This is a genomic window from Streptomyces sp. NPDC048637 (genome assembly GCF_040650675.1).
GTDB lineage: Bacteria > Actinomycetota > Actinomycetes > Streptomycetales > Streptomycetaceae > Streptomyces.
Window position 1 is genome coordinate 14,415 of sequence record NZ_JBEZHQ010000019.1, and the last position, 22,553, is coordinate 36,967.

Genomic DNA, 22,553 nt, shown 5'->3' on the forward strand with positions numbered 1-22,553 from the left:
CGGGCCGTCACCCGTGGATGTACTGGTCGGCCCAGGCGCTGATTATGTGGGCGGCTCGCTGTGCTTGTCCTCGGGCGGTCAGGAGATGGTCTGCGCCTTCGAGTGAGACGAAGCTTCGCGGGTGTCGTGCCTCGCGGAAGATCTCCCCGGCGTTGGCGATGTCGACGGTGTTGTCGGTCGGCGAATGCAGGACGAGCAGCGGCAGGTCCAACTCGCCGATCCGGTCCCGCAGGTGAGCACGGCGGACGTCTTCGACGAAGGCGCGCTTGAGGACCAGGGTCCTCCCGCCGACGAACCACTCGTGCGACCCTTCGCTGAGCACGCGATCCACGACCGCGTCGTACTGTCGCTCGACGTGGCTGGGATCGACCGGCGCCCCGATCGTGGCGACCGCGCGGACGCCGGTTGCCTCGGCCGCCGCGGCGAGGACGGCGGCGCCTCCCCATGAGTGCCCCACCAGTAGGTCTGCCGGAGTCCCTCGCTCCGCCATCATGGCTGCGGCACGGATCGTGTCCTGGACCTTGACGGTGAAGGAACCGTCCCCCCAGTCGCCGTCGGAGTCCCCGATCCCGAGGTTGTCGAAGCGCAGCATTCCGATCCCCTCGCGTGCCAGCTGCTTGCTGACGCGCGACGCGGCCGGCGAGCCCTTGCCGAGCGTGAATCCGTGCACGAAGATCCCCCAGCCGCGGATCTCGCCGTCCGGCAGGTCGATCGCGCCGGCCAGTTCGGGGCCGACGACGCTCGGGAATCTCACTTTTTCGCTCATGTTGTGATCACCTAGGCAGGGGCTGTTCGTGGAGCAGGGAAGACGAGGGTGACACAGGCCGGCGCCACGCGCGCGCTCCGGGCAGGGGAGCGGCGAGCGCGGTGCCTGCCGTGATCGGTGCGTCAGGCGGTCGGCGTCTGATCGGAGGACTGCTCGGCGGTGAGCAGCGCGGTGATCTTCGCGGCGAGGTGCGGGCCGAGCTCGCCCCAGCCGTCCTTGTAGCCGTAGACGCCGGCCAGGGTGCGGGCCTCGTAGTCGCCGTTCATGATCTCGATGTCGGTGGCGGTGATGAGCGCCGGGTGGGCGACGCCGACGGCCGCCGAGACCTTCTTCAGCTCCTTGCGGAGGGTGCGCAGGTAGACGGCGGCCCGGGTGGCCTTCGAGGTCGGGTCGAGGCCGCGGGCCAGCCACGGGCTCTGGGTGGCGATGCCGGTGGGGCACTTGTCGGTGTGGCACTTCTGCGCCTGGATGCAGCCGATCGACAGCATCGCCTCACGGGCCACGTTGATCATGTCGGCACCCAGAGCGAAGGCGACCGCGGCGTTCTCGGGCAGGCCGAGCTTGCCGGAGGCGATGAAAGTCAGGTCGTCGGTCAGCCCCAGCTCGGCGAAGGCGCCGTAGACCCGGGAGAAGCCCATCCGGAAGGGCAGCGACACCGAGTCGGAGAAGGTGAGCGGCGCCGCCCCGGTACCGCCCTCGCCGCCGTCGACGGTCACGAAGTCGACACCACGGTCACCACGCGCCATCAGCGTGGCCAGCTCCTGCCAGAACTCCATCTCTCCCACCGCGCTCTTGATCCCGACCGGCAGGCCGGTCTCGGTGGCGAGCAGTTCGACGAAGTCGAGCATCGAGTCGACGTCGCCGAACGCGGTGTGCCGGGACGGGGAAGCGCAGTCCTCGCCGAGCGGGATGCCACGGATCTCGGCGATTTCCGGGGTCACCTTCGCGCCCGGCAGCATTCCGCCCAGCCCGGGCTTGGCACCCTGGGAGAGCTTGATCTCTATCGCCTTGACCGGGGCGCCGGCGACCACATCCTTGAGCTTGTCGATGTTGAAGCTGCCGTCCTCGTTGCGGCAGCCGAAGTAGGACGTACCGATTTGCAGGACGAGGTCGCCGCCGTTGCGGTGGTACGGCGAGAGACCGCCCTCACCCGTGTTCTGCAGGGTGCCCGCCAGCGCCGCCCCCTTGTTGAGCGCCGTGATCGCCGCGCCGGAGAGCGATCCGAAGCTCATCGCCGAGATGTTCACCACGCTCGCCGGTCGGAACGCCTTGGCGCGCCCGCGCGGCCCGCCCAGCACCTTGGCTGACGGCAGTGGGGCCTGCGGGTCGTCCATGTCGGGCAGCGTGCCGGCGAACGTGCGCTGCTTCAGGTAAGCGTGCCCCTGCATGTGTTCAACGTCGTTGTCGGTGCCGAACCCGAAGTAGTTGTTCTCCCCCTTCGCCGACGCGTAGATCCAGGTGCGCTGGTCACGACTGAACGGGCGCTCCTCGTCGTTGGAGGTCACTATGTACTGCCGCAGCTCAGGCCCGATCGTCTCCAACAGGTACCGGGCGTGACCGAGCACGGGGAAGTTCCGGAGCAATGCGTGCTTCTTCTGGACAAGGTCACGAGCGGCCACCAGTGCCAATGCTGTTGCGGTGGCCGTGGCGATGGTCCGGGCGCGCATGAACGTTCCTCTCCTCGGTGCTCGACTCCATTGCCATGCGGTGGAGTCGTCGTGCCGGGCGTTGGGCGGCGAGCACGACCCAGCAGGCGGCAGCGTCCGTCGGAGGACGCCAAATGATATTAGGGGCTCGCCCGGATAGAGGGTTGTCTGGGGGAGTCCGCACAGCCGGTGAGAGCGGTGTGAGAGCACACGAGACGAGCAGGCTTCGCCGCGGAGTGCTCCGGTGGGGCCTTTGCGCCCGGCGGGCTACGACGGCACGCCACCGTGACCGGCACGTTCAACATCTCCGGGCCGCACCCGTTTCACCGGGAGGACGGCCTTGCCCGTCACCGCGATGGAGAGGGCCGTCACCGGCCACGGCGCCTCGACCACCACCGGCGCGAAGAACGACCAACAGAATGAGGGTGTCGTCTTTCGCGGGGGCAGCCGGTCGTGTGTCAGTGATCGTTGCTCGCGTCTGGCAGCCGCAAGGCGATGGTGTGGGATCCCGGTGTGAAGCCGACGATGGCGTGTTGGCCCCGGCCTCCACCCTCGGAGGCCGGGGCTCGGGGCTGTTCGGGCGCGGACAGAACAGCACGCCGCACCGCAGGATCACCTTCGCGTACGGCGTCGCGTCATCGAGCTCGGTCTCCTGTCAGCCTTTCGGCCATGATCGGCGGCTCGCCCGCGGACGGGCTGTCGTGGCTTCGGTCAGCCGGAGCAGGAGGAGCAGGAAGAGCAGGAGCAGCAGGACCCGACCCTCACGTTGTCGATCACCGGACCGTAGGCGCCGCCGGCAGTGGTGCTGGCGAACGACAAGGTCGTGGAGGCACCGGTGGCCACGAACGTCACCTGACGTCCCACGTAACCCATCCGGGCAAAGGTCTTGCCCGTGGTGTCGAACGAGAAGTTCTGGAAGTTCTGTCCGTCGATGAGAACCTGACCTGTCTTCACGCCCTGATTGCCCGCCGGGTTGCCGGCCAGTGCGTAGGACACCGTGTACGTCTTGCCCGCTGTCGTCGTGAAGGTCTGCGACACCTTGCCCGGGCCCTGGCCGTTGAGGTCGACGGACTGCTCCCTGTCAGCCGCCTGCCAAAAGCCGCTGCCGATCAGGTCCACCGAACCGCTGTCGATCGTCCAGGGACCGATGGACTGCCCCGCCGTCAGCGCACTGAAGGAGTTCGCAGGGGCGGTCGGGTATTCGAAGCTGCCGTCATCGAGCGCGACCGGGGCCGCCAGCGCGGTACCGGGCATGAGAGCCAGCAGGCCGGCAGCGGCAACGGTTGTGACGCATGCGCGTAAGGACACCATGAGTTCCTCCAGGCGAGAAGGCATTCGGGCGTACTGGTGGAGCACACGAAGTCTGTAGCGCGGGCCTCGCCAGGGACAGATCGCGAAGACGGCGCCCGGGGGTAATGGCCCTGGTGAGTTTCCCGTCGCGCGCCGCGCTCGCGCATCAGCGCGCCGATAAAAATCAGCCAGCGCCGGCCGCGGGCACGTCACCAGATGCGAGTGGCCGCTGACTGATCCAGAGGCCATTCCGCTCGTTCCACGTCTTCCGCCACTCGTCAGTCCCGCGCCGTGCACCACCGGTACCGGGCGGCCGGGCTTCAGTAGCGTCGTGGCCAGCCACAAACTGGCCGCCGCCACCACGACCAGGCCAAAAGCCACCACGTACCCGGTCATTGGCACGAACGTGATCACCCGATGCCAGGTCTCGGAGCGGGCCACGAACCACGGCTTCACGACCCAGCACGAACCGAGCAGCAGGAGAGCCGAGAGGACGCCCGAGCAGCGGAACAGTGTCGGCGAAGTACTGCCCAGCGCCACAACCGGGTTACTTGGCCGCCGCGGGCATAGCGGGGACCTCGAAGTCCTCCCAGACGGTGGGGGCTGCTGTTGGCACGATGTCGGCTCCTGGTGCTCGGTGGCTCCCGATACCGGGCACTCTCCGCCGAACTCAGGGGTTTGGTGGTGCCGTGGATCCGCTGTAAGATCCGCGGCCGCTTCCTGGATACTGATCACCATGCGCATTGATTTTGATCCCGCTGCCATGTCCCGCAACGAGTTCTACAAGCTCCTGACCGCGACGGTGGTACCGCGGCCCATCGCCTGGGTCTCGACGATCAGCCCTGATGGTGATTCTGCGAACCTGGCCCCGCACTCTTTCTTCACGATCGCCAGCGTCGCGCCGCCCGTCGTGCAGTTCAGTTCCATCGGGCGCAAGGACACCTTGCGCAACGTCGAGGCGACCGGACAATTCGTGGTGAACCTCGCCCCGGAGGGGCTCTTCGAGCAGATCAATGACACGGGTACGGATTTCCCGCACGGGGTGAGTGAGTTCGAGGCGGCCGGGGTGGGTTCCGAGCCAAGTCTGCGGGTCAAGCCGCCGCGGGTGGCGGCCTCGCCGGTGGCGTTGGAGTGCGAGGTGCACACCACGCTGGGAATTGGGGACGCCACCATTGTGTTCGGGCGCGTGGTGCATGCGGTCGTGTCGCAGGACGCGCTGGTCGAAGGGCACCCCGAAATCTCCCGGATGAAGCCTCTGTCACGGCTGGGGAAGGACGAGTGGGGGACGATCGGCGACGTACGGGAGATCTCCCGCATTCGGCACGCGGACTGGCGGGGGCCGGCGGGCGATCGATAGGGAAGAGGGCGGAGGAGCTGGTGTCCCCGGTGTCGCGGCGCGCCACGATCAATACGTACTCCGCGCACGGTCAGTTTCCGAGCGATCACCTACCGGTTCAGACGCTGGTCGATTGTGGATCGTGACTAGCGGTGCGCGAGTCGTAGCGTTGGTGCGCGGTGCGCGGTGCGCGGTGCGCGGTGCGCGGTGCGCGGTGCCCGGTGCATGGCGGCGCGGGCGGTGGGCAGTGGGGCAGGGGCAGAGGCTGCATCGGCGGGTGTGCAGGGCGGGCTGAGGGCTGCCGGTGCCGGTGATACTGCTGCTGCTCAGGAGTGCGTGTGCCGGCGGGCGGCGGAGCCGCGGATCTGCAGGCCGTCGAGAAGTTCCTGGGTCGCGGCCGCCACGGCGTCCACGGCCTGGTCGAATACCTCGCGGTTGTGTGTGGCCGGGGCGCGGAATCCGGAGACCTTGCGGACGTACTGCAGGGCTGCGGCCCGGATGTCCTCGTCGGTGACCTCGGGGGTGGTGGGCGGACGGAGCGTCTTGATGCTGCGGCACATGAGTCCAGTGTGCCTCGTGGTGCCGGAGTCAGCCGTCGAGTCCGGTCACCCGCATCGTGATGTTGAGGCGGCCGCCGGACAGACCGGACGCCGGGTCGCCGGTGCCCGGTCGGACCTTGGGAACGCCGTGGTAGGCGAAGCGGGACGGTTCGCCGAAGACGAAGAGGTCACCGGAGGCCAGCTCGATATCGGTGTACGGCTTGGTACGCGTCTCGGTGTTGCCGAACCGGAAGACACAGGTGTCGCCGATGCTGAGGGAGACGACCGGTGCGCTGGAGCGCTCTTCCTTGTCCTGGTGCATGCCGAGCTTCGCCTGGTCGTCGTAGAAGTTGATCAGTGCGGTGTCCGGTGTGTAGCCGTCGCCCGCAGCGGAGTCCTGATACGCCTCGACCAGCGCGCGACGGCCCAACTCGACCATCCAGTGCGGGAATTCGGCCACCCGGGCGCCGTTCACATCGTCGGCGGTGCGGGTGTACGCGTACGGCTGCCAGTGCCAGCCGATGCACACCGTCTGGACGGACATCACTCCGCCACGCGGGAGCTTGGTGTGCCGGATCGGAGCCGGGCCGCGCGCCCAGTCACGGCACGCCGTGACCAGCTCGCGCTGCTGGGCCATGGGCAGCCAGCCGGGTACGTGGACGGCACCGGGGGCAATTTCTTGCCGGCTGCCGGTACGGGTACGGCTCTGGGCGGCCACCGGGGAGCGGAGGTCTCCAGGCCCGCCGGATTCTCCCGCTCCGCCGGAGCCGTACGAACCTCCAGGTCCTCCGGGGACATCCGGCAGACCGGACCCTTTGGTGCCCGCAGGCTCCCCGAAGTCCCCGAAGTCCTCGAAGCCGGGAAGTGGCGTACTCATCTGCTCCTGCCTCATCGCTAGCTGCTTACAGCGTGCCACGGGGATGCAGCGGTGGCGTACGGGCCGGTAGCTGCTGGGTGACCCAGCCACGGTCGATGGCCCAGGTGCCGCCGTCCACCGTGGCACCGCGCATGCCCTGCAGCGTTGCCGGGCCTGCCAGGGCGGGGACGCGGGAGTCGCCGAGTGCCGCAAACCCGAAGGTGCGGGCGGGGTCCCAGTCGGTGCTGTGACGCAGCCGGCGGCTCATCTGGGCCCAGCCGAACGCCGCCGCGGATGAACGCGACGCGGAGTCCCGGCTGTGCCCGACGACCACCGTGGATATACGAGTACGCGGGGCGGTCAACAGGTAGAGGAGGGCGGAGAGTTCTGGCTCGGAGTGCGGGGCGGGGGGAGGGGAGGCCACCGTAGGCGGCCACCTCAGCCGGGGGAATGAGGGGCGAGGTCATCGGAGAGGGATACCGGGCGCGGCCGGGCTCAGATGAGGGTGGGTTGGAGGGCGCCCTCATGCGTGAGCAGCGCAATCTTGCGTTCGACGCCCGCCGCGTAGCCGCGCATCGTGCCGTCCGCGCCGATCACACGATGGCAGGGGCGCAGGATCAGCAGAGGATTTGCGCCGATCGCGGCCCCCAGAGCCCGTACGTCGCCCCGCGGCACTCCGACACCGTCGGCGAGTCGGCCGTAGGTGGTCGTAGTGCCATACGGAATCGCTTCCAGGGCTCGCCAGACGCGCTCCTGGAATTCCGTACCAGCAGTGCGGAACGTCAGCTCGAAGCGGGTGAGCTCACCGGCGAAGTAGGCGCGGAGCTGACGGACGGCCGCGGCGAAGGGGCCTGGGTGGCGCCGCCAGTGCGGCTGTACGGTGACGCCCCGCTGTTGCGGCATGGAGAGGGAGGCGAGGGCGGTGCCGCCGGGGGCGGTGGCCGACTCCTCTCCGACGAGCAGGAGCTCGCCCAGGGGGCTGTCTACGGTTGTGTAGCTGGTGGTGACGGTGTTCGTCTCGGGGGAGATCATGGCGCGTCCTCGTTCGTGTCCGCTGCTTTCACTCTTTGAGTCTGCGGCGGCGGGGGCGCGTCGGCTGGCGGAAATCGGACGTGACGGTAGCGGGCTTGCTGGCTGGGTGACGGGTGACGGGTGACGGGTGACGGGTGACGGGTGACGGGTGACGGGTGAGGGGTGACGGTGGCGGCCATTGGCCGGCGGGCGGTGGTTCGGAGGGGCAGTCAGCGATAGGTGATGAGCCAGGCCCGGGAGGTCGGGCCGCCAGCCGGCCTTACCCACCGTGCTCAGCAGCGGTAGCGCTCGACAATCTGCGACGCGACGCCGCCCTCGACGGTGACCCGCACGAGCAGGGCCAGAAGCAGGAGCCGGTGCAGAACCGTCCGCCAACTCCCGCAAGGGGGCCGGGCGGACGTTGCACCGGCATGAGGCCGGGACAGGCCCTTGCCTCCGCCGTCGTGGGTCTAGGCCGCCTCGACGACCTCCGAGCGCACCGCCAACGTCCATATCTCCAGCAGCACCGCATACTCCGCCATGTCCTGAGCCGACCACGCCAGGCCGCGCCGGGCGCGCACAAATCGCCGGATCGATTCGTTCGCCTCGGAAGCAGGAACGGGCACACCTTTAGGGGCAGAAGGAGTTGGGGACATATGAGCAATGCTAGGGGCAGACACTGACAACGCGGCCCCGCTCGCACTGGCCCACGGCCCGCAGCTCCTGCCCGTGCCGAGATTCCGACGGTGCCTCAACTTCCTGACCAGCAAGGACCGTCGGGCTTCCACGCCACCCTCGCTGCCTGCATGTGTCCCTTCCCACACGCTCCGCGGTCACCCGGGTCACCTGCGGTCACGACGGAAGCCCGTATTGACGACAGGCTCCCCCCTCGACACCTCTGCCCATCAAGGGAGGAAGAGGCAGAACGGGTGCCCCGCCGGATCGAGCAACACCCGGACATCCTTCTGCGGTTGGAACGGGGCGCGCGTCGCCCCCGTCGCGACCGCATGGGCCTCGGCGCCGTCAAGGTCATCGACCCGGAAATCAAGATGGAGCATCTTCTGCTGCTCCTCAGGCCGTTCCGGCCACACGGGGGCCTGATATCCGGGCTCGGACTGGAACGAGAGCCCGGTACCGCCATCCGGGCAGCCGAGCAGGACCCAGTCCGGTTCGCTGTCTTTCACCTCCCAGCCGAGCAGGTGCCGGTAGAAGTCCGCAAGTGCATGAGCATCCGGGCAGTCCAATACCACCGTCGCAAGCGAAATCCGAGGTCGCCCAGCCATCATCGGTCCCATCATTCCGCTGCTCCCCACTACTTCGACCATTCCTCTCGGCCCACTGCTTCCATCGCCCCCACGGCTCTCAGCCCCCACATCGACATAGCGACTTGCCAGATCGGCACCTCTCCGTACGGCCCGGCTTCTTTCCTCAGTACCTGCCGAGACCTGAGAACGGATGAAGACTGGGCTGCAGCTGCCCAGGGTGATATCCCGATCGGGTGATTTATCGCGAGCCCCGTTGGCGCCGGTGCGGCTGGGCCGGACGCACGGCGTTACCAAGGGAAGCCCTCTGAGGTTAGCCTCCATCCCCTCATCGAACGCGTGCGGCGGCGATCTCCGGAGACCGGCCCTTGGGCGCGCCGCCGTGTTCCGCCGGCCCGCGTTGTCAGTGGTGCCCCGTACCGTGGTTTCCGTAACTATCCGAGCTGCTGGCGCTCCTCGGACCCGCTCCGCTCCCGTGACAGCGCACGGGAGCGGAGCACATCCGTGTGGCCGAGCGGACCTGGTGACGCTGCTGGAACTGGTGGAGCCAGGCGAATGTCCTCTCTACTCTCCAAGGTGTACCGGCCGAGTCCAGAGCCTTGGGCGGCGCCGCGTCGAGCGATGAGCGGTTTGATGCCGCGCTTCCACATCGGGCACCGGTACTTGTCGTAGTCGTAGTCGCAGTCGTTGTCGTAGCCCCGTCGGCGAACAGTCGCTTCGGCCTGTTGCGCTGGCGACCAGGCAGCCCGGAGATCCGGAGTATTGCTTCCAGCAGGGGTCAACTGGGTGGCGTCGTGACCGGGTCCTGGTCACCGACAGTGCCCCCTCGCAGAAGCCGAAGGCTGAAGCGCCGCTGGGTGAGCCCACGCCTGGCACGAACGACCGCGGCGCCAGTCGTCACAGCGGATCTGCGTGGAGCAGGCCAACGCCGAAAGTAAGCAGTGGCGGGTCCTGCAACGGTTCACCGGACGCTGCCGTCCGGGGCGCCGGTGGCGGCGGGCCGACCGGGCCGGCAGGAGTGGGGCAATGCGGCTCCAAAGGTCATCGGGAACAGGTTCACCAGGCGCTCTGCTGAAGCCGGCCCGGACATCCGGTCAATCGCCAGCCGACATGCCGTCTACTTCTGCGTCGTCTTGGCGGTGGCGTTTCGGAGGCCGACCAGTAGGGCGTCCAGTGCGATGTCGAAGCGGGCCTGGTGGTCGGCTGGAGTGCCGAGTCCGCCCGCGACCGCTTCGGACAGTGTGGGGAACGCGGTGAGGTCCGGGACATCGTCGGTGGGCTGCTCGGGGTGCCCGGGGGTGTCAGCTGCTTCGGCAAGGCAGTGCCCGATCACCAGCGTGGTGACGGAGTTGACGATCCGCATGGCCTCGACAGGTGCGATCCCGGCGCGCCCGAGTGCTGCTGCCGTGTCCTCAACTGCCTGGAGTGCTGCGGGGGACCGCACGGGACGCGTGGCGACCAGCGCGATTACTCCGGCATGCCGAAGCAGTTCAGCTCGGAAGGCGACGGCAAACTCCTTCAGCCGCAGTGGCCATTCGTCTGCCGGCCCGTCGAAGGAGGGGCGCACGGCCGAGACCACCAGCTCGACCAGGCCGTCAAGCAGGGCGGCTTTGTTGGGCAGGTAGTGGTAGAGGGTCATTGCCTCGACGCTGAGCTCGGCGCCCAGGCGGCGCATGGACAGCTTCTCGATGCCGTCCCGGTCGGCGGCTTCCAGGGCCGCGCGCAGCACTTTGTCGCGAGTGAGCCCCACCCGCTTGTTGGTCGTTCCCATTTATCGGCAGCTCCAGTTGACTTTCTTACACCGTAAGGCAAGAGTAGCGCCCAGCCGGAGACTTACGCCGTAAGAGAAGGAGGGGAGCATGTCCACCAACGAGAACAAGCAGCTCGTCAGAGACTTCTTCACCGCGCTCAACCAAGCGCGCGTTGCCGACCTGGGCGACTATCTGGCGGCGGACGTGGTGGACCACAACAAGGTCATCCACGGTGAACCGGATGAGCCCGGCGCAGCCTTCGCGGCCATCGCCACCCAGCTCTCGGCGCTGGCGCCCTACCGGGCGCAGATCGACGAACTGATCGCTGAGGGCGCCAAGGTTGTCGCCCGGATCACCCAGAGTGGCGTCAGCTCCGGTAGTCACCCCCGGATGCCAGTGCCTACCGGCCGCAGCTTTGAGAACGAGGCAATCTTCGTCTTCACCGTCACCGCCGGCCGGATCAGCGAGATCCGTGGTGTCTCCGACCGGCTCGGCCTCTTCCTGCAGCTGGGGTGGGACTGGCCGACCGTCGACTGACCGATCGACGCAGGGCGGCTGCCCATCGGGTGCCCCGGCAGGGCTTCCCGGCAAAGGCCCGCCACGTCCACGCCCGGTCAGGAGGCCTCACCTCTGTGGCCTCCTGAGGCGCCGTGGGCGGGAGTGGGCGACGATGGAATGGCCGAGGTGCAGCGGCGCGCTGAGAGCGGCGCCGGGGAGCGTTGCCGGGAGCACCTGCCCAGTTTTATCGGGAGGCCCTGATGGATTACCCGGAATGCTACGAGCTCGTATTTCAAGCCCCCGCGGTGGAGGACGACGTAGTGATCGTCCATCGCACCGAGCGGGCGGGAGCGGGCGGGTATCCGGTCTACGAGGATGAGTCGGGGATCGTACGCGCAGAGATCAGCGACCGGGGCGAGGTCCGCATGCTGGCCAGTGGGGGGCACCAGATGCTTCGTACGCCGCTCCTGGCGCGCCCCCTCACCCCGTGAGCTTCAGGAGCCCATCCGGCAGCCAGCCCTGCGCATCCGCGCACACACTCTGTCGACCACTGCTTGCGCTGTGTTGCACGATCACGACTGCGAGGCGCCCTCGCTTCGGTGTCGGACTCCCGGACGTCGACCGGCTTCGGTGACCTTCTGCGTTTCGTTCGTTGCGGCATGTGCGGCATGTGCGAGGTGCGGGTGTGCGCTGAGCGGCGGGCCTGTGCTCCGGGCAGCCAAAGGGTCGAGGAGGAGCGGGAAGCTCTGGACCGAGCTCGATCGCTCGCCCGCCCGGGCCGCACAGGGCGTGCGGCCTGTCGCCGGTCAGCGTTGTCCGGGCCCGTGCCTGGGCTCCGGGCGAATTACTGCCAGGCCGGAGTGCAGGTCCACGGTGCTTCGGGGCGGCGCACCGGACTCGACATCATCACGGAGGGCGAGCCGGCGTTCCTTCTCCTCCCGGACGTGTTGCCGTGAGGGTTGGAAGAGTTCGTCCCATGCGCCGGATGTCGCGCCGCCCGGACGGCCCGGGCGGCCACTCCGGCACGTGGCACCTGAGAGCCGAGACGCCCGCAGGGCCTTGAGTGCTGTTTCCCCACCCGGCTGAACGGATATCAGAGGCCGCGAAGATGGCCTCGGCTCTGAGGTGTGCGTCGGGTGTTGGGCTTTGACGCTTTCTCGCTGACCGCGTTGCTTTGGTTGGTCTCGCTCGCCGTGCCGGCTTCGTCTGCCTCGCCGTTCTCGGCCTCAGCGTTCTCGAGGTCGCTGCTTTCGGCGGTGTCAGGCTCGGTGGCGGGTTCGGATTGCGGTGTGGGGGCGGCGGTGTGGCCTTCGAGCACGGCCATGGCGCGTTCGAGCGTCTCACCGGTGACCTGCATCCGGATCCTGGCCAGTCGTTCTAAGTCGGTACGCGGCACCACGTCAGGGTACCTGGAGTCAGTTCAAACCTCGGCACGACACAAGAATCTGTGGAGAGAGGGAAGTTGGTAAGGGCTATTTCTCCAACCTGGGGTTTCGGCGGACTACTGGAATTACCGGGCCGTGCCGCTACGGGGCGTCAGCGAGAGCGCGGGTGACGGCTGCTTCGGCATGCAGCCGTGTGGTCGGAAAGACCGGGACCGGGCTGTGCTCCGGCCCGATGAGCAGCTCGATCTCGGTGCAGCCCAGCACGATGCCCTCGGCTCCGGCGGCGATGAGGTCCCTGATGACGGCCATGAATGCCTGTCGGGATTCCTCATGGACGATGCCGAGGCACAGCTCCTCGTAGATCACACGATGGACGGTGCTGCGCCCGGTGGCGTCCGGGACGAGTACGTCCAGCCCGTGGCTTTCCAGCCGGCCGCGGTAGAAATCCTGCTCCATGGTGAAGGCGGTGCCCAGCAGTCCGACGCGGCGCAGGCCGCTCGCACGGACGGCGTCGGCCGTGGTGTCGGCGAGGTGCAGCAGCGGGACGGTGACGGCGGCGGCCACTTGGCCGGCGACCTTGTGCACTACTGCGATGCCAGCCAGCCGTATGGGTGCCCCGCCGGCCAGGCGGCCTACTACGGCCGCGGGCCGATACAGCTCAGCTGGAACTTCAACTACAAGGCGGCGGGCGATGCGCTCGGCATCGACCTGCTGAACAATCCCTACCTGGTGGAGCAGGATGCCGCCGTCGCTTGGAAGACCGCCCTCTGGTACTGGAACACACAGACCGGGCCGGGCACCATGACCCCGCATCATGCGATGGTCAGCGGCGCCGGCTTCGGAGAGACGATCCGCAGCATCAACGGTTCCCTCGAATGCAACGGTGGCAACCCCGGCCAGGTGCAGAGCCGAATCAACAGCTACCAGAGCTTTGTGCAGATCCTGGGGACCACACCCGGCGACAATTTGAGCTGCTGACGCGGAGTGCGGCAGCCGCCCCACAGCGGTCGGCGATGGGAGCTTCCCCGGGCCGGCCCTGGCCGTTCGGTCCTGGCGCATCAGGCCGCGGCGTCCGGTGCGCCGCAGGCCTTTGCCGGCAGCCTTCTCGCGACACCGCACCAGGAGCACAGTCAGGCCGGACGGGAGAAGCCCTCAGGCGGTGTGCCCTCGATGAACAGCATCCCCACCCGAACCTTGCCCTCGCGTATCTCCCGGGCCCGCCGGTACGCGGGGGAGTGGTACCACTGCCGGATCCGGTCCATGTCGGGAAACTCGATGACCACGATCCGGGAGGAGTCCCAGGCACCTTCGACGGGCTGAGGTGTGGGGGTCGCGACCAGGTAGCGGCCACCGTGGCTGAGGATGGACTTCTGGGCCACGGACGCATAGGCCAGGCCGGCCTCCTCGTCGAGCACATCGATGTTGACGATGACGTAAGCGGGCATGGGTACTCCCGTTCCCTTGGATACGGCGTGTATTCATTTTGCGGTAGGGACTGTTGACCACCGCTGTCCTGCTCGGCGGGCGCGGCTCCCCGCGCCCGCCGATGACGGCCCGGGCCCGGGTTCGGGTCTTGGGGGCGACGTCTCCCACGCGGGCGGGGTTCTGCACGGGGCGGAACGTCAGGGCGCGTGGGAGCCGACAGCTCCGCCGGTCCTGGGGTGAGCGACAATGCCGCGGTCGTGTGCGTCGGCCGCCGCATCGGTGTGTGTGTGTGAGCGACTGCCCGAGGTTCGCCGAGGCGTGTCCGATGCGTCATCCACGACCCACCGGACACCCCCTAGGGGTGTCTCGCCGATCACGTTCTGAGGCAGACGATGATCTGGAAAAGGCGAGGCGTCCTCACGTACATCTGTGCACACTGGCACGCATGTTGATCGACATCTGGCCGCTCAGGGCGCTGTGTGTGCGGTCGCCCCGTCTTGAGTTGCGGCTTCCTTCCGACGAAGAGCTCGCGGCGGTGGCCGAAGTGGCAGCACGAGGCGTGCATGCCCCTGGCGCGCGTCCGTTTCTGACGCCGTGGACGGATCGTCCGCCGGTTGAGCGTGCTCGACACGTCGTGCAGCAGCATTGGAGCCGCTTGGGTTCATGGTCACCCGAGGCCTGGGCTCTGGATCTCATCGTCTTCTTCGAAGGACAGCCCGTGGGCATCCAGGAGATGCGGGCTGAGAACTTCGGCATCCGACGCGAGATCGTTTCAGGTTCATGGCTGGGGGTTGATCACCAGGGCCAGGGGCTTGGCACCGAGATGCGGGTCGCCCTGCTGCACCTGGCGTTCGTGGAACTTGGCGCAGCGTTCGCCAGGTCGGCGTCCTTCACCGACAATCACGCATCGCTGGCCGTCTCACGAAAGCTCGGCTACGAACCTGACGGCCTGTCTCGCGACGTCCTCGATGGACGGGTCGTCGAGTCTCAGTACTTGCGCCTCTCCCGGCAGGTTTGGAACTCTCAGAAGCATCTGCCCGTGACCGTGAGCGGACTGGCAGACTGTGCGGCCTTCTTCGGTATCGACGATCACGCCACAGCCTCGGATCCCGCCAGGGCGTTGTGATCACGAGCGGAGCCAGATGAGGAGTGCGGCGGCCGTGACGGTGCCGAGGTAGACGTACCGACGCTTGTCATAACGGGTGGCGACGGCCCGGAACTGTTTGATCTTGTTGATCGCTCGCTCGACGGTGTTCCTGGCTTTGTACCGGGTCTTGTCGAAGCCGGGCGGTCGGCCGCCGCCCGAGCCTTTGCGCTGACGGGCGGTTCTGGAGTCGCTCTTCTCGGGGATGACGTGTCGGATGCCGCGTCGTCTCAAGTAGGAGCAGATCAGGTTGTTGCTGTACGCCTTGTCGGCGGCGACGCTGTCCGGCATCCGTCTGGGCCGGCCCGCGCCGAGGCGGGGGACGCGGATCTTGTCCATGACCGGCTCGAACTGTGTGCAGTCCGCCCGCTGGCCGGGCGTGACGATCAGCGAGAGCGGGCGGCATCTGCCGTCCGCGCTCAGGCGGATCTTCGTGGTCAGTCCGCCGCGGGATCGGCCGAGAGCCTCGCCCGCTGCACCGCCTCCGCCAAGAACAGTCGCAGGCGCATGTGCGCGCGCACGTGAACTGATCTTTGCAGGGCCCCCTTTGAAGCGCCGCCAGGTGCCGGTGGCGGATCGGTCGGGGCGCCGGCGGCGTGCTGGTGGGCGCGGATCGAGGTGGAGTCGACGTTGATGTTCCAGTCCAGGTCGCCTGCGGAGTCGGCGACGGCCTGGACATGCTGGACCAGTCGTTCCCAGGCGCCGTCGGCCGACCACAGCGCATGGCGCTTGTGGACGGTCTTCCACGGACCGAAGCGTTCAGGCCGCATCCGCCACTGGCAGCCGGTGCTGAGACGGTGGATGATCCCGTTGATCACCTGCCGTTGATCACGCCACCGGCCGCACCGCTTGTTACTCCTGGGCAGCAGCGGCTCCAGCACCACCCACTCGCCGTCCGTGAGATCCCCCCTGCTGAGCATGACCAGACAACGAGTCTCTGATCGAAGAGACACCCCCTAGCTGTTCCAGCGCACCGGAAGTTGCTCCGTTCCCCGGATGAGCATCCCGGTGCGCCAGGTGAGGTCGTCGACATCGGCGTCCATGGCGAGGCCGGGGCAGCGTTCCAGGAGGGACCGGAGGGCGACGCGGGCTTCCAGCCGGGCCAGCGGGGCGCCGAGGCAGAAGTGGATGCCGTGGCCGAAGGCGGTGTGTCCACGAGCGTCGCGGGTGATGTCGAAGTCATCGGCGGCGGCGAAGTGTTCGCGGTCCCGGGAGGCGGAGACAAGGGCGATCACCACGGTGTCGCCGGCGGGAATCAGTGTGCCGCCGATCTCGACCGGCTCCGCGGCGAAGCGCCAGGTGGCGGTCGCCACCGGGCCGTCGTAACGCAGCATCTCCTCCACGGTGTTGTCGAGAAGGGAGTAATCGGCGCGCAGGGCCGCCAGTTGGGCAGGGTGCTGGAGCAGGGCGCGTACACCATTGGCCAGGAGACTGACGGTCGTCTCATGGCCGGCGACCAGCAGCAGGAACGCCGTGCCGACCAGCTCGTCACGGGAGAGCTGGTCGCCGTCCTCGTCGCTGGTGCGGATCAGGGCGCTGAGCAGGCCGTCGCCAGGAGCGTGGCGCTTGGTTTCGATGAGGTCGACGAGGTAGCCGGACATCGCGAGAACCGCCTGCTGCGCCGCCTGCTCGCTGGTCGGCGCGATGATCTCGTTCGACCAGGCGCGGAAGTCGCTCCGGTCCATGGCGGGGACGCCGAGCAGTTCGCAGATGACGGTCATGGGCAGCGGGAAGGCGAGGGCCTCCACCAGGTCGGCACGGCTCTCCGGGGCGGCGAGCATCGCGTCCAGCAGCGTGTCGGTGATCTGCTGTACCCGCGGCCGGAGTGCCTCGACGCGGCGGGGCGTGAATTCCTTGGCCACCAGCTTCCGCAGCCGGGTGTGCTGGGGTGGATCCGCGTCCAGCATGTTCGTGAACAGGGCCGACTCGTCGCCCGCATCGCTCTGCAGCGCGGCATTGCGCCAGTCCTTGTTGAGGCGAGGGTCGGTGAGCGCGGCTCTGACCGCCTGGTGCCCGACGATCAGCCACACTTCGTGGCCGAGGGGTGCACGCACCCGGTGTACGGGCCCCTGGGCGCGCAGCTTGGCGTAGTACGGGTAAGGGTCTGCGGTGAAGTCCTTACCGTAGGCCCCCAGATCGACAATGTCCCCCATGCGTTCCCTGCCCCTTTCGATGATCCCCGACCCCCGATGATGCACGACGTCCGGCACCGGTCAGACCGTACGCACGGGATCGCTGCGTCAACATCGGCCCAACGGAGGAGTCGCACCGGTCCCTGTCCTCCCTCTGCAGTGCTTCGGCTCTCGTCCTGGCGTCCAGCCGAGGCCCGGAGGCCCAGGGGCCCAGCGGGATGGGGCCCGGCCCGAGGAACGGTGCGCGGCGGCGGGCGGCCGGAGCCGACGGCCGCCACGCTGGGGGCGACCCACGCTGGGGGCGACCCACGGGCCCACACCGGGGCGGGCTCAGCAGCGGGCGTGGGCGCCCGCGCCGACGCCGATCGCCTCCAGGTCCCGCTCGAACGACGTCTGGGCGGCCACCCGGGCAGCGTGCTCGATATCGGCCGGGGTGAACAGCTCACTGGCCGCCACCAGCGCAGCGACATCCACATCGGGCCGGCCGTCCGTATACCGCGACCAGATCGCCGACCGGGCCGCCGTGTCCGGCGTACCGATCGGGATGAGGTAGTCGAACCGGCCGGGCCGCAGAAACGCCGGATCGAGCGAGCGGACGGAGTTGGTCGCGCACACCAGCAGCCGCTCGTCCCGCTCCCGGAAGCCGGGTATCAGCGTGAGCAGCTCATTCGTCACCCCGTGCAGCCCGCCCGGCTGTGCCGGCTCCAGGCGTACCGGAGCGATCTCCTCGACTTCGTCGATGAAGACGAGGACCCGCTCCAGCTCGGCGATCCGGGTGAACGCGCTGCGCAGCGCCGCCGCCAGATTGCCCTCGTCGGCCAGCCGCGACGGCAGCAGCTCGACGAACGGCCAGCCGAGCCTGGCCGCGATACCGCGGGCGAAAGTGGTCTTCCCGGTTCCTGGCGGGCCGAACAGGGCGATGGCGCGCGGCGGCCGTACCCCGTGCCGGGCGGCTCGCTCCAGCTCCACCAGCAGCGCACTCGCCAGCCCCCGCCCACGCCAGGCCGAGGAGATCGCGATCAGCGTCACCCAGCCCCGCTCACCCGCCACACAAGCGAGCGCTGCCCCGATAGGAGCGCCCCTGGTGCACGGCCACCACGGCGGGCTGCCGAGAAGTCAGCGCTACTACGGGAATGGCGGGCGGGGCGCTGGTGTGACCCTCGCGTCCCGCCCGTCGCCTGCCGTGCCTGCCGCGCCTGCCGCGCCGGGCGCCCGAGCAGCCAGCCCGCCCTTGCGCCTCTGACCGGCAGGAATCCGCTGGCTGGCGTGGCTCGCCCGATGGCATGCTGTCCGGCGTGAACGGACCCGAGATCCACTTCAGCTTCGACCCTGCGCTGCACCTTTTCGTCGGTTCAGCGCACAGCACCGCCGGCACGCCCGTGGTGACCGATGGCTCATCGACGCTCGGCCATGTCGTCGAGTCGCTCGGCGTCCCGCTCACCGAAGTCGGCCGGCTTGTCGTGGACGGCGCCGAGGCCCCCGTCTCCCATGTCCCGAAGGCGGGCGAGAGCATCGAGGTGCACGCCGTCGAGCGTCCGCAGCGGATTCCCGGTGCGCCGCTGAGGTTCCTTCTCGACGTACACCTCGGCACCCTGGCGCGCAGGTTGCGGCTGCTCGGCGTGGACGCGGCGTACACGAACGAGGACCCCGGCGACGCGGCACTGGCCGCGCTTTCGGCGGAGGAACAGCGGGTGCTGCTCTCCCGGGACCGTGGGCTGCTGCGACGGCGGGAGATCTGGGCGGGCGCGTTCATCTACAGCGACCGGCCCCATGACCAACTCCGGGACGTGTTGGGACGCTTCGCTCCCGCACTCGCACCGTGGACGCGCTGCACCGCCTGCAACGGCCCGCTCATGGATGCCGACAAGGACTCCGTCCGCGAGCACCTCGAACACGGTACCCAGCGTACGTATGACGTCTTCGCGCAGTGCAGTGCATGCGGCCGCGTCTACTGGCGAGGGGCGCACCACGCCCGGCTGGAGGCGATCGTCGCAGAGGCGCTCCGGGACAGCGCCACCTGAGTGGCGGGGCAGACAGGCCGCCCGATGTTTCACATGAAACATCGGGCGGCCTGTCTGCTGCGCCCGTCGGGCGTATGAATTCCTCAATCAGAGTGAGGGACTCTCGCTATAGGTGTGTACCGGGCCGGCCTTTCCGCATGAACGGGAGACGCCCGACAGGGCGGGAGAAGCTGCCCATGGCCAGGGACCTTGCGGGAGAGGGCGACGCTGGTCACGAGGTCGGCATTCCAGGGTTCGGCATTCTCGTCGGAGTCCGGGCCGGGCGCTGCGCACCATGATGGCTCCGCCCGCACCTTGCGAGGCCGAGCGGACCGGCGACCAGGGCCGCATCCGAACTCTCCCTGGTCGCGAGGTCAGAGCGGACCTCGGTGGTCAGATCCGGGCCGACCAATTTCGGGTGCGTTCAGGGCGTTGTGCCACCGGGGCGCTTCTCGACTCCGCCGATGAGGAGCTGCTTGTCATTTCCGTCGAAGGGGGAGGTGGGATAAGGCCATTGAGGAATGCGGGTCGGCATTCCGTGCGCCGTCGGCCGTCAACAGGCCGCCCGGTGCGGGCATTCCACCGATATGGATCAGCGCGGCCGTGCGGATTGGCCGGAGATGGCTGCCCATTCCGGACCGATTCTGCTTGGTTGTCGGTGGACGAAGGGGCTCTTTCCGTCGGGGAGTTCGTCCGGACGCGGCGCCCGCGGAGTCGTCGCAGTCCGATGGCCCGGGAAGCGACATCCGCGTGAGGGTGGTCGGCGAGTCGGCTCCCGTCGGTGGGCTCACGGGCCCGTAGTTGAGCGCACCGGCAGCCCCGCATGCCGAGGGCCGTGGCCCAGCGGATCCGGCTGGGTGCTGCCGTCTGCCGACGGTCCGGGGCGTGGATATCCGTGTGTGCGCCACCCCACGCGGCGGACCTGTTCAGTCCGTCAGGAACCGTCGGCGTGTCGCGGAAGGCCCCCGTCCGCCGTGCTCGTTGACCGGCGAATTGCCCGCCGCGGAAGGCCGCCGGAGCGCCTCTAGCCCACTCGTTACGCGACACGCCGACGACGCGCGCCGTCCAATGGGTGAATCCGCTGCCTTCCGCCACCCGAAGAGCCCATGCCGTACCTCGAATGCGACGTTCTCCGGTGGTGCGAGGTCGCAATCCGGCTGACGGTGATCACGTCGCCACTGCGATCCGATGAGCCGACAAAGAGTCAGCCTTCGCAGTTGCGCCGAAAGGAACATGTCCCCATGCGCACTGCTCGCACCCTGTTCGCCTCAGCCGCCATTACGGCGGTGCTTGCAATCTCTGCTCCGGCTGCGAACGCCATGATCACGGAGGACATTGCGTCGGACAGCGCTTCCTCCAGCAACCACGACCAGGCCACGAACGGCGACCGCGACCGGGACCGTGACCGTGACCGTGGCAACGGTCGGGACCGCGACCGCGACCGCGACCGTGACCGTGACCACCGTCGTGACCACTGCCGTGACGGCCGTGATGGTCGTGACGGTCGCGACGGCCGCGACGGCCGTGGCAACGGTCGGGACCGCGACCGCGACCGTGACCGCGGACGTGACGGCCGCGACGGCCGCGACGGTCGGGACCACGGACGTGGCTACGGACGTGACCACTGCCGTGACGACCACAGGCCGAGCGGCGGCATGCACACCGGTGGCGGTGCCATGGCCAAGACGACCGTGCTCGGTGACTGGGACCAGAGCGGCGGCTACGGCGACGACCACGACAAGCACGGGCGCGGCGACCGTGACCACGGCCGCGGCGGCGACCGTGACCACGGCCGCGGCGGCTACGGCGACCGCGACCACGGTCGTGACCACGGCCGCGGCGGCTACGGCGACCGCGACGGCGGCGGCTACGGCGACCACCGCAAGCCGCACGGCGGCATCCACACCGGTGGTGGCGGCCTGGCGACCAGCGGCGGGATGGCCGCAGGTTCCGTGCTGATGCTCGGCGGTCTCGGCGCCGGTGCGTACATGCTGCGTCGTCGCAACGCCTCGGGTACCGCGGCTGCCTGATCAGGCACCCGCACGGAGACCGAAGCGCTGTCGCGGCCACCGTTCCACGTGGACGGTGGCCGCGGCGATTGCGTTACCGATGCCCCCCTCACGCCCCGTCGCCTCGTTCATGAAAGGCACCCTCACATGACCGCCCCGCAGTCGCCCCAGCCGAATTCGAATCCCTCCCGGACCGCCCCCGCGTCCCGCCCCGTCGGTCGCGGTCTGCTGTGGTCTGCGGGAGCGTTTCTGCTGGGCTCACTCCTCGTCTACAACTCCGTGGACACCTCGGCAGACCCCAAGCCGCCGTCCTCCGCCGTGGCCCAGTCCGGCGCACCGCACAGCTCCGCCTCTCCGGCGGTCCCCGACCTGGCCCTGCCCCGTTCCGCACCGAAGCGAGTGTCGATTCCGGCGATCGCCGTCGATGCGCCCTTCACCCCGCTGACCATCGGCCCGACCGGGCAGCTCAACGCGCCGCCCGCGGGGGACAAGAATCTCGTCGGCTGGTACAAGGACGGAGCGGCGCCGGGCGAACGCGGATCGGCGATCATCGCCGGTCACGTGGATACCAAGACCGGACCGGCGGTGTTCCTGCAACTTGAATCGCTCAAGCCCGGCGGCACGATCAACATCACCCGTGAAGACGGCATCATCGCCACCTTCAAGGTGGACTCCGTCGAGACCTTCAACAAGGCGAGATTCCCCAGTGACAGGGTCTATGCCGACGCCCCCACCGCGCAGCTCCGCGTGATCACCTGTGGTGGCGCATACGACAGGAAGGTCAAGGACTACGTCGACAATGTGGTGGTGTTCGCCCACCTCTCCTCGTTCAGACACGCCTGAGCGGGGTCTCTTCGCAACTGCGGAGAGCACCCCCGTGTCTCAGACCAGCCCAGGCCGCCGCTCCACCGCCCGGCCTGGGCTTTGTCATGGGCGGAGCCGGGTTCTTGCCGTGCCGGCCGGCCCTTGCACGGCGGGAGTTCGCACGCGGGGATCCCCGTACGCCATCGTCGCCCAGAGGCCGGGCCGGACCGATGCGCTTTCACGAGGCACCCGGTGCACCCGGTGCACCCGGTTCCACTCTGTTGACGGGATGACAATTGACGGCACGGCATGAGCGCTGGACGCCACAGCCGTCGGACCCGCGCAAAAGCAGTCGGCCCCGCGCCGGAGCCGGAAGCCGACCTGCGGCGGCACCTACAACACCATCGGCTTCGCCGCACGATTTTGCTGCTGGTCTGCCGTCCGGTACAGGGGTTCCCCAGGGGCGGGGAATACGCGGGATCGACCACACCCATTGCCGAATCCGCACCGGACACCCGGCGCGGATTCCTCAGCAGCCGGCTCGACTTCGGGCACCTTCATCGGCTACGCGCTCGGCTCCGGACCGGTCACCCCGCTCACCGCCGGGCTCAGGGAGGACGGCCTGGTGGACCGGGGGCGGGTGGCTGCCGTGAGGGTGGCTGAGAGGGCGCTCCGCTGCCTGCCCGTTGCCCCGGCTCA

General features: G+C 68.7%; 22 protein-coding genes and 7 pseudogenes. 9 read left to right on the forward strand and 20 right to left on the reverse strand.

Annotated features, from left to right (window positions below; all coding sequences use genetic code 11):
- Positions 1-7: 7 nt before the first annotated feature.
- The 3 genes from AB0C46_RS22980 to AB0C46_RS22990 all read right to left on the reverse strand — a co-directional run bounded on the left by AB0C46_RS22980 (position 8) and on the right by AB0C46_RS22990 (position 3,723).
- Positions 8-766, reverse strand: a complete 759-nt coding sequence (locus AB0C46_RS22980; RefSeq protein ID WP_311624425.1) for an alpha/beta fold hydrolase — start codon at positions 764-766, stop codon at positions 8-10.
- A 122-nt stretch (positions 767-888) separates the two neighbouring features.
- A complete protein-coding gene (locus AB0C46_RS22985; RefSeq protein ID WP_362829914.1) occupies positions 889-2,433 on the reverse strand; it encodes an FMN-binding glutamate synthase family protein in 1,545 nt (514 codons plus the stop codon).
- Positions 2,434-3,123: 690 nt separating this feature from the next.
- A complete protein-coding gene (locus AB0C46_RS22990) occupies positions 3,124-3,723 on the reverse strand; it encodes a choice-of-anchor C family protein (protein WP_362830077.1) in 600 nt (199 codons plus the stop codon).
- A 715-nt stretch (positions 3,724-4,438) separates the two neighbouring features.
- On the opposite strand from AB0C46_RS22990, the gene AB0C46_RS22995 reads away from it, so the two are divergent.
- Complete coding sequence (locus AB0C46_RS22995) at positions 4,439-5,059, forward strand: flavin reductase family protein (protein WP_362829915.1); 621 nt, start codon at positions 4,439-4,441, stop codon at positions 5,057-5,059.
- Between the two features lie 305 nt (positions 5,060-5,364).
- Here AB0C46_RS22995 and AB0C46_RS23000 read toward each other — a convergent pair whose 3' ends face one another.
- The 9 genes and pseudogenes from AB0C46_RS23000 to AB0C46_RS23040 form a co-directional block, all read right to left on the reverse strand.
- A complete protein-coding gene (locus AB0C46_RS23000) occupies positions 5,365-5,598 on the reverse strand; it encodes a DUF2277 domain-containing protein (protein WP_362829917.1) in 234 nt (77 codons plus the stop codon).
- A gap of 28 nt (positions 5,599-5,626) precedes the next feature.
- Positions 5,627-6,454 carry an alpha-ketoglutarate-dependent dioxygenase AlkB gene (locus tag AB0C46_RS23005; RefSeq protein WP_362829918.1) on the reverse strand — a complete coding sequence of 276 codons (828 nt, stop codon included), beginning with the start codon at positions 6,452-6,454 and terminating at the stop codon, positions 5,627-5,629.
- Between the two features lie 25 nt (positions 6,455-6,479).
- A complete protein-coding gene (locus AB0C46_RS23010; RefSeq protein ID WP_362829919.1) occupies positions 6,480-6,857 on the reverse strand; it encodes a hypothetical protein in 378 nt (125 codons plus the stop codon).
- Positions 6,858-6,928: 71 nt separating this feature from the next.
- Positions 6,929-7,465, reverse strand: coding sequence for a methylated-DNA--[protein]-cysteine S-methyltransferase (locus AB0C46_RS23015; protein ID WP_362829920.1), 537 nt, complete (start codon positions 7,463-7,465; stop codon positions 6,929-6,931).
- 449 nt (positions 7,466-7,914) lie between these two features.
- Entirely contained in the window at positions 7,915-8,070 is a 156-nt protein-coding gene (locus tag AB0C46_RS23020; RefSeq protein WP_229838261.1) for a hypothetical protein, read from the reverse strand.
- A gap of 279 nt (positions 8,071-8,349) precedes the next feature.
- Entirely contained in the window at positions 8,350-8,742 is a 393-nt protein-coding gene (locus AB0C46_RS23025) for a VOC family protein (RefSeq protein WP_362829921.1), read from the reverse strand.
- Between the two features lie 475 nt (positions 8,743-9,217).
- A pseudogene (locus AB0C46_RS23030) lies at positions 9,218-9,484 on the reverse strand (hypothetical protein); the annotation flags it as partial.
- A gap of 178 nt (positions 9,485-9,662) precedes the next feature.
- A pseudogene (locus tag AB0C46_RS23035) lies at positions 9,663-9,758 on the reverse strand (IS5/IS1182 family transposase); the annotation flags it as partial.
- 65 nt (positions 9,759-9,823) lie between these two features.
- Positions 9,824-10,477 carry a TetR/AcrR family transcriptional regulator C-terminal domain-containing protein gene (locus AB0C46_RS23040; protein WP_362829923.1) on the reverse strand — a complete coding sequence of 218 codons (654 nt, stop codon included), beginning with the start codon at positions 10,475-10,477 and terminating at the stop codon, positions 9,824-9,826.
- Positions 10,478-10,565: 88 nt separating this feature from the next.
- On the opposite strand from AB0C46_RS23040, the gene AB0C46_RS23045 reads away from it, so the two are divergent.
- Both AB0C46_RS23045 and AB0C46_RS23050 read left to right on the forward strand, forming a co-directional pair.
- Positions 10,566-10,994 (forward strand): ester cyclase, encoded by a 429-nt coding sequence (locus AB0C46_RS23045; protein ID WP_362829924.1) that lies wholly within the window; start codon positions 10,566-10,568, stop codon positions 10,992-10,994.
- A 221-nt stretch (positions 10,995-11,215) separates the two neighbouring features.
- Complete coding sequence (locus AB0C46_RS23050; RefSeq protein ID WP_042153157.1) at positions 11,216-11,446, forward strand: DUF6296 family protein; 231 nt, start codon at positions 11,216-11,218, stop codon at positions 11,444-11,446.
- A gap of 315 nt (positions 11,447-11,761) precedes the next feature.
- Here AB0C46_RS23050 and AB0C46_RS23055 read toward each other — a convergent pair whose 3' ends face one another.
- From AB0C46_RS23055 to AB0C46_RS23065, 3 genes and pseudogenes are all read right to left on the reverse strand, one after another.
- A complete protein-coding gene (locus AB0C46_RS23055; protein ID WP_362830079.1) occupies positions 11,762-12,052 on the reverse strand; it encodes a DUF6191 domain-containing protein in 291 nt (96 codons plus the stop codon).
- Positions 12,049-12,351: a hypothetical protein gene (locus tag AB0C46_RS23060; RefSeq protein ID WP_362829926.1), complete on the reverse strand. Its 303-nt coding sequence runs from the start codon at positions 12,349-12,351 to the stop codon at positions 12,049-12,051. Before AB0C46_RS23060 ends, AB0C46_RS23055 begins: the two co-directional genes overlap by 4 nt.
- 130 nt (positions 12,352-12,481) lie before the next feature.
- A pseudogene (locus AB0C46_RS23065) lies at positions 12,482-12,925 on the reverse strand (amino acid racemase); the annotation flags it as partial.
- Here AB0C46_RS23065 and AB0C46_RS23070 point away from each other — a divergent pair.
- A pseudogene (locus AB0C46_RS23070) lies at positions 12,923-13,318 on the forward strand (chitinase); the annotation flags it as partial. The pseudogenes AB0C46_RS23065 and AB0C46_RS23070 sit on opposite strands and share 3 nt — an antisense overlap.
- A gap of 152 nt (positions 13,319-13,470) precedes the next feature.
- On the opposite strand, the gene AB0C46_RS23075 reads toward AB0C46_RS23070, so the two are convergent.
- Positions 13,471-13,785 (reverse strand): DUF1330 domain-containing protein, encoded by a 315-nt coding sequence (locus AB0C46_RS23075; protein ID WP_362829928.1) that lies wholly within the window; start codon positions 13,783-13,785, stop codon positions 13,471-13,473.
- Positions 13,786-14,210: 425 nt separating this feature from the next.
- Between AB0C46_RS23075 and AB0C46_RS23080 the strand changes: the two genes are divergently transcribed.
- On the forward strand, positions 14,211-14,891 hold the full coding sequence (locus tag AB0C46_RS23080) for a GNAT family N-acetyltransferase (protein WP_362829930.1): 681 nt from the start codon (positions 14,211-14,213) through the stop codon (positions 14,889-14,891).
- On the opposite strand, the pseudogene AB0C46_RS23085 reads toward AB0C46_RS23080, so the two are convergent.
- The 3 genes and pseudogenes from AB0C46_RS23085 to AB0C46_RS23095 form a co-directional block, all read right to left on the reverse strand.
- Positions 14,892-15,829, reverse strand: a pseudogene (locus tag AB0C46_RS23085) (IS5 family transposase).
- A 36-nt stretch (positions 15,830-15,865) separates the two neighbouring features.
- On the reverse strand, positions 15,866-17,062 hold the full coding sequence (locus AB0C46_RS23090) for a cytochrome P450 (RefSeq protein ID WP_362829931.1): 1,197 nt from the start codon (positions 17,060-17,062) through the stop codon (positions 15,866-15,868).
- Positions 17,063-17,392: 330 nt separating this feature from the next.
- Positions 17,393-18,164 (reverse strand): annotated as a pseudogene (locus AB0C46_RS23095) (bifunctional GNAT family N-acetyltransferase/ATP-binding protein); the annotation flags it as partial.
- Positions 18,165-18,336: 172 nt separating this feature from the next.
- On the opposite strand from AB0C46_RS23095, the gene AB0C46_RS23100 reads away from it, so the two are divergent.
- Complete coding sequence (locus AB0C46_RS23100; protein ID WP_362829933.1) at positions 18,337-19,062, forward strand: Mut7-C RNAse domain-containing protein; 726 nt, start codon at positions 18,337-18,339, stop codon at positions 19,060-19,062.
- Between the two features lie 1,247 nt (positions 19,063-20,309).
- On the opposite strand, the gene AB0C46_RS23105 is transcribed toward AB0C46_RS23100, so the two are convergent.
- Positions 20,310-20,666, reverse strand: a complete 357-nt coding sequence (locus AB0C46_RS23105) for a hypothetical protein (RefSeq protein ID WP_362829935.1) — start codon at positions 20,664-20,666, stop codon at positions 20,310-20,312.
- A gap of 51 nt (positions 20,667-20,717) precedes the next feature.
- Here AB0C46_RS23105 and AB0C46_RS23110 point away from each other — a divergent pair, with 51 nt between their 5' ends.
- From AB0C46_RS23110 to AB0C46_RS23120, 3 genes and pseudogenes are all read left to right on the forward strand, one after another.
- On the forward strand, positions 20,718-21,071 hold the full coding sequence (locus AB0C46_RS23110; protein ID WP_362829936.1) for a hypothetical protein: 354 nt from the start codon (positions 20,718-20,720) through the stop codon (positions 21,069-21,071).
- 126 nt (positions 21,072-21,197) lie between these two features.
- Positions 21,198-21,893, forward strand: coding sequence for a class F sortase (locus AB0C46_RS23115; RefSeq protein WP_362829937.1), 696 nt, complete (start codon positions 21,198-21,200; stop codon positions 21,891-21,893).
- A 352-nt stretch (positions 21,894-22,245) separates the two neighbouring features.
- Positions 22,246-22,491 (forward strand): annotated as a pseudogene (locus AB0C46_RS23120) (MFS transporter); the annotation flags it as partial.
- Between the last annotated feature and the right edge of the window lie 62 nt (positions 22,492-22,553).

Bases quoted from the DNA above. Each gene is read 5' to 3' on its own strand.
- AB0C46_RS22980 (WP_311624425.1), bottom strand. From the start codon at position 766: ATGAGCGAAAAAGTGAGATTCCCGAGCGTCGTCGGCCCCGAACTGGCC.
- AB0C46_RS22985 (WP_362829914.1), bottom strand. From the start codon at position 2,433: ATGCGCGCCCGGACCATCGCCACGGCCACCGCAACAGCATTGGCACTG.
- AB0C46_RS22990 (WP_362830077.1), bottom strand. From the start codon at position 3,723: ATGGTGTCCTTACGCGCATGCGTCACAACCGTTGCCGCTGCCGGCCTG.
- AB0C46_RS22995 (WP_362829915.1), top strand. From the start codon at position 4,439: ATGCGCATTGATTTTGATCCCGCTGCCATGTCCCGCAACGAGTTCTAC.
- AB0C46_RS23000 (WP_362829917.1), bottom strand. From the start codon at position 5,598: ATGTGCCGCAGCATCAAGACGCTCCGTCCGCCCACCACCCCCGAGGTC.
- AB0C46_RS23005 (WP_362829918.1), bottom strand. From the start codon at position 6,454: ATGAGTACGCCACTTCCCGGCTTCGAGGACTTCGGGGACTTCGGGGAG.
- AB0C46_RS23015 (WP_362829920.1), bottom strand. From the start codon at position 7,465: ATGATCTCCCCCGAGACGAACACCGTCACCACCAGCTACACAACCGTA.
- AB0C46_RS23025 (WP_362829921.1), bottom strand. From the start codon at position 8,742: ATGATGGGACCGATGATGGCTGGGCGACCTCGGATTTCGCTTGCGACG.
- AB0C46_RS23040 (WP_362829923.1), bottom strand. From the start codon at position 10,477: ATGGGAACGACCAACAAGCGGGTGGGGCTCACTCGCGACAAAGTGCTG.
- AB0C46_RS23045 (WP_362829924.1), top strand. From the start codon at position 10,566: ATGTCCACCAACGAGAACAAGCAGCTCGTCAGAGACTTCTTCACCGCG.
- AB0C46_RS23050 (WP_042153157.1), top strand. From the start codon at position 11,216: ATGGATTACCCGGAATGCTACGAGCTCGTATTTCAAGCCCCCGCGGTG.
- AB0C46_RS23075 (WP_362829928.1), bottom strand. From the start codon at position 13,785: ATGCCCGCTTACGTCATCGTCAACATCGATGTGCTCGACGAGGAGGCC.
- AB0C46_RS23080 (WP_362829930.1), top strand. From the start codon at position 14,211: ATGTTGATCGACATCTGGCCGCTCAGGGCGCTGTGTGTGCGGTCGCCC.
- AB0C46_RS23090 (WP_362829931.1), bottom strand. From the start codon at position 17,062: ATGGGGGACATTGTCGATCTGGGGGCCTACGGTAAGGACTTCACCGCA.
- AB0C46_RS23110 (WP_362829936.1), top strand. From the start codon at position 20,718: ATGGCCAAGACGACCGTGCTCGGTGACTGGGACCAGAGCGGCGGCTAC.
- AB0C46_RS23115 (WP_362829937.1), top strand. From the start codon at position 21,198: ATGACCGCCCCGCAGTCGCCCCAGCCGAATTCGAATCCCTCCCGGACC.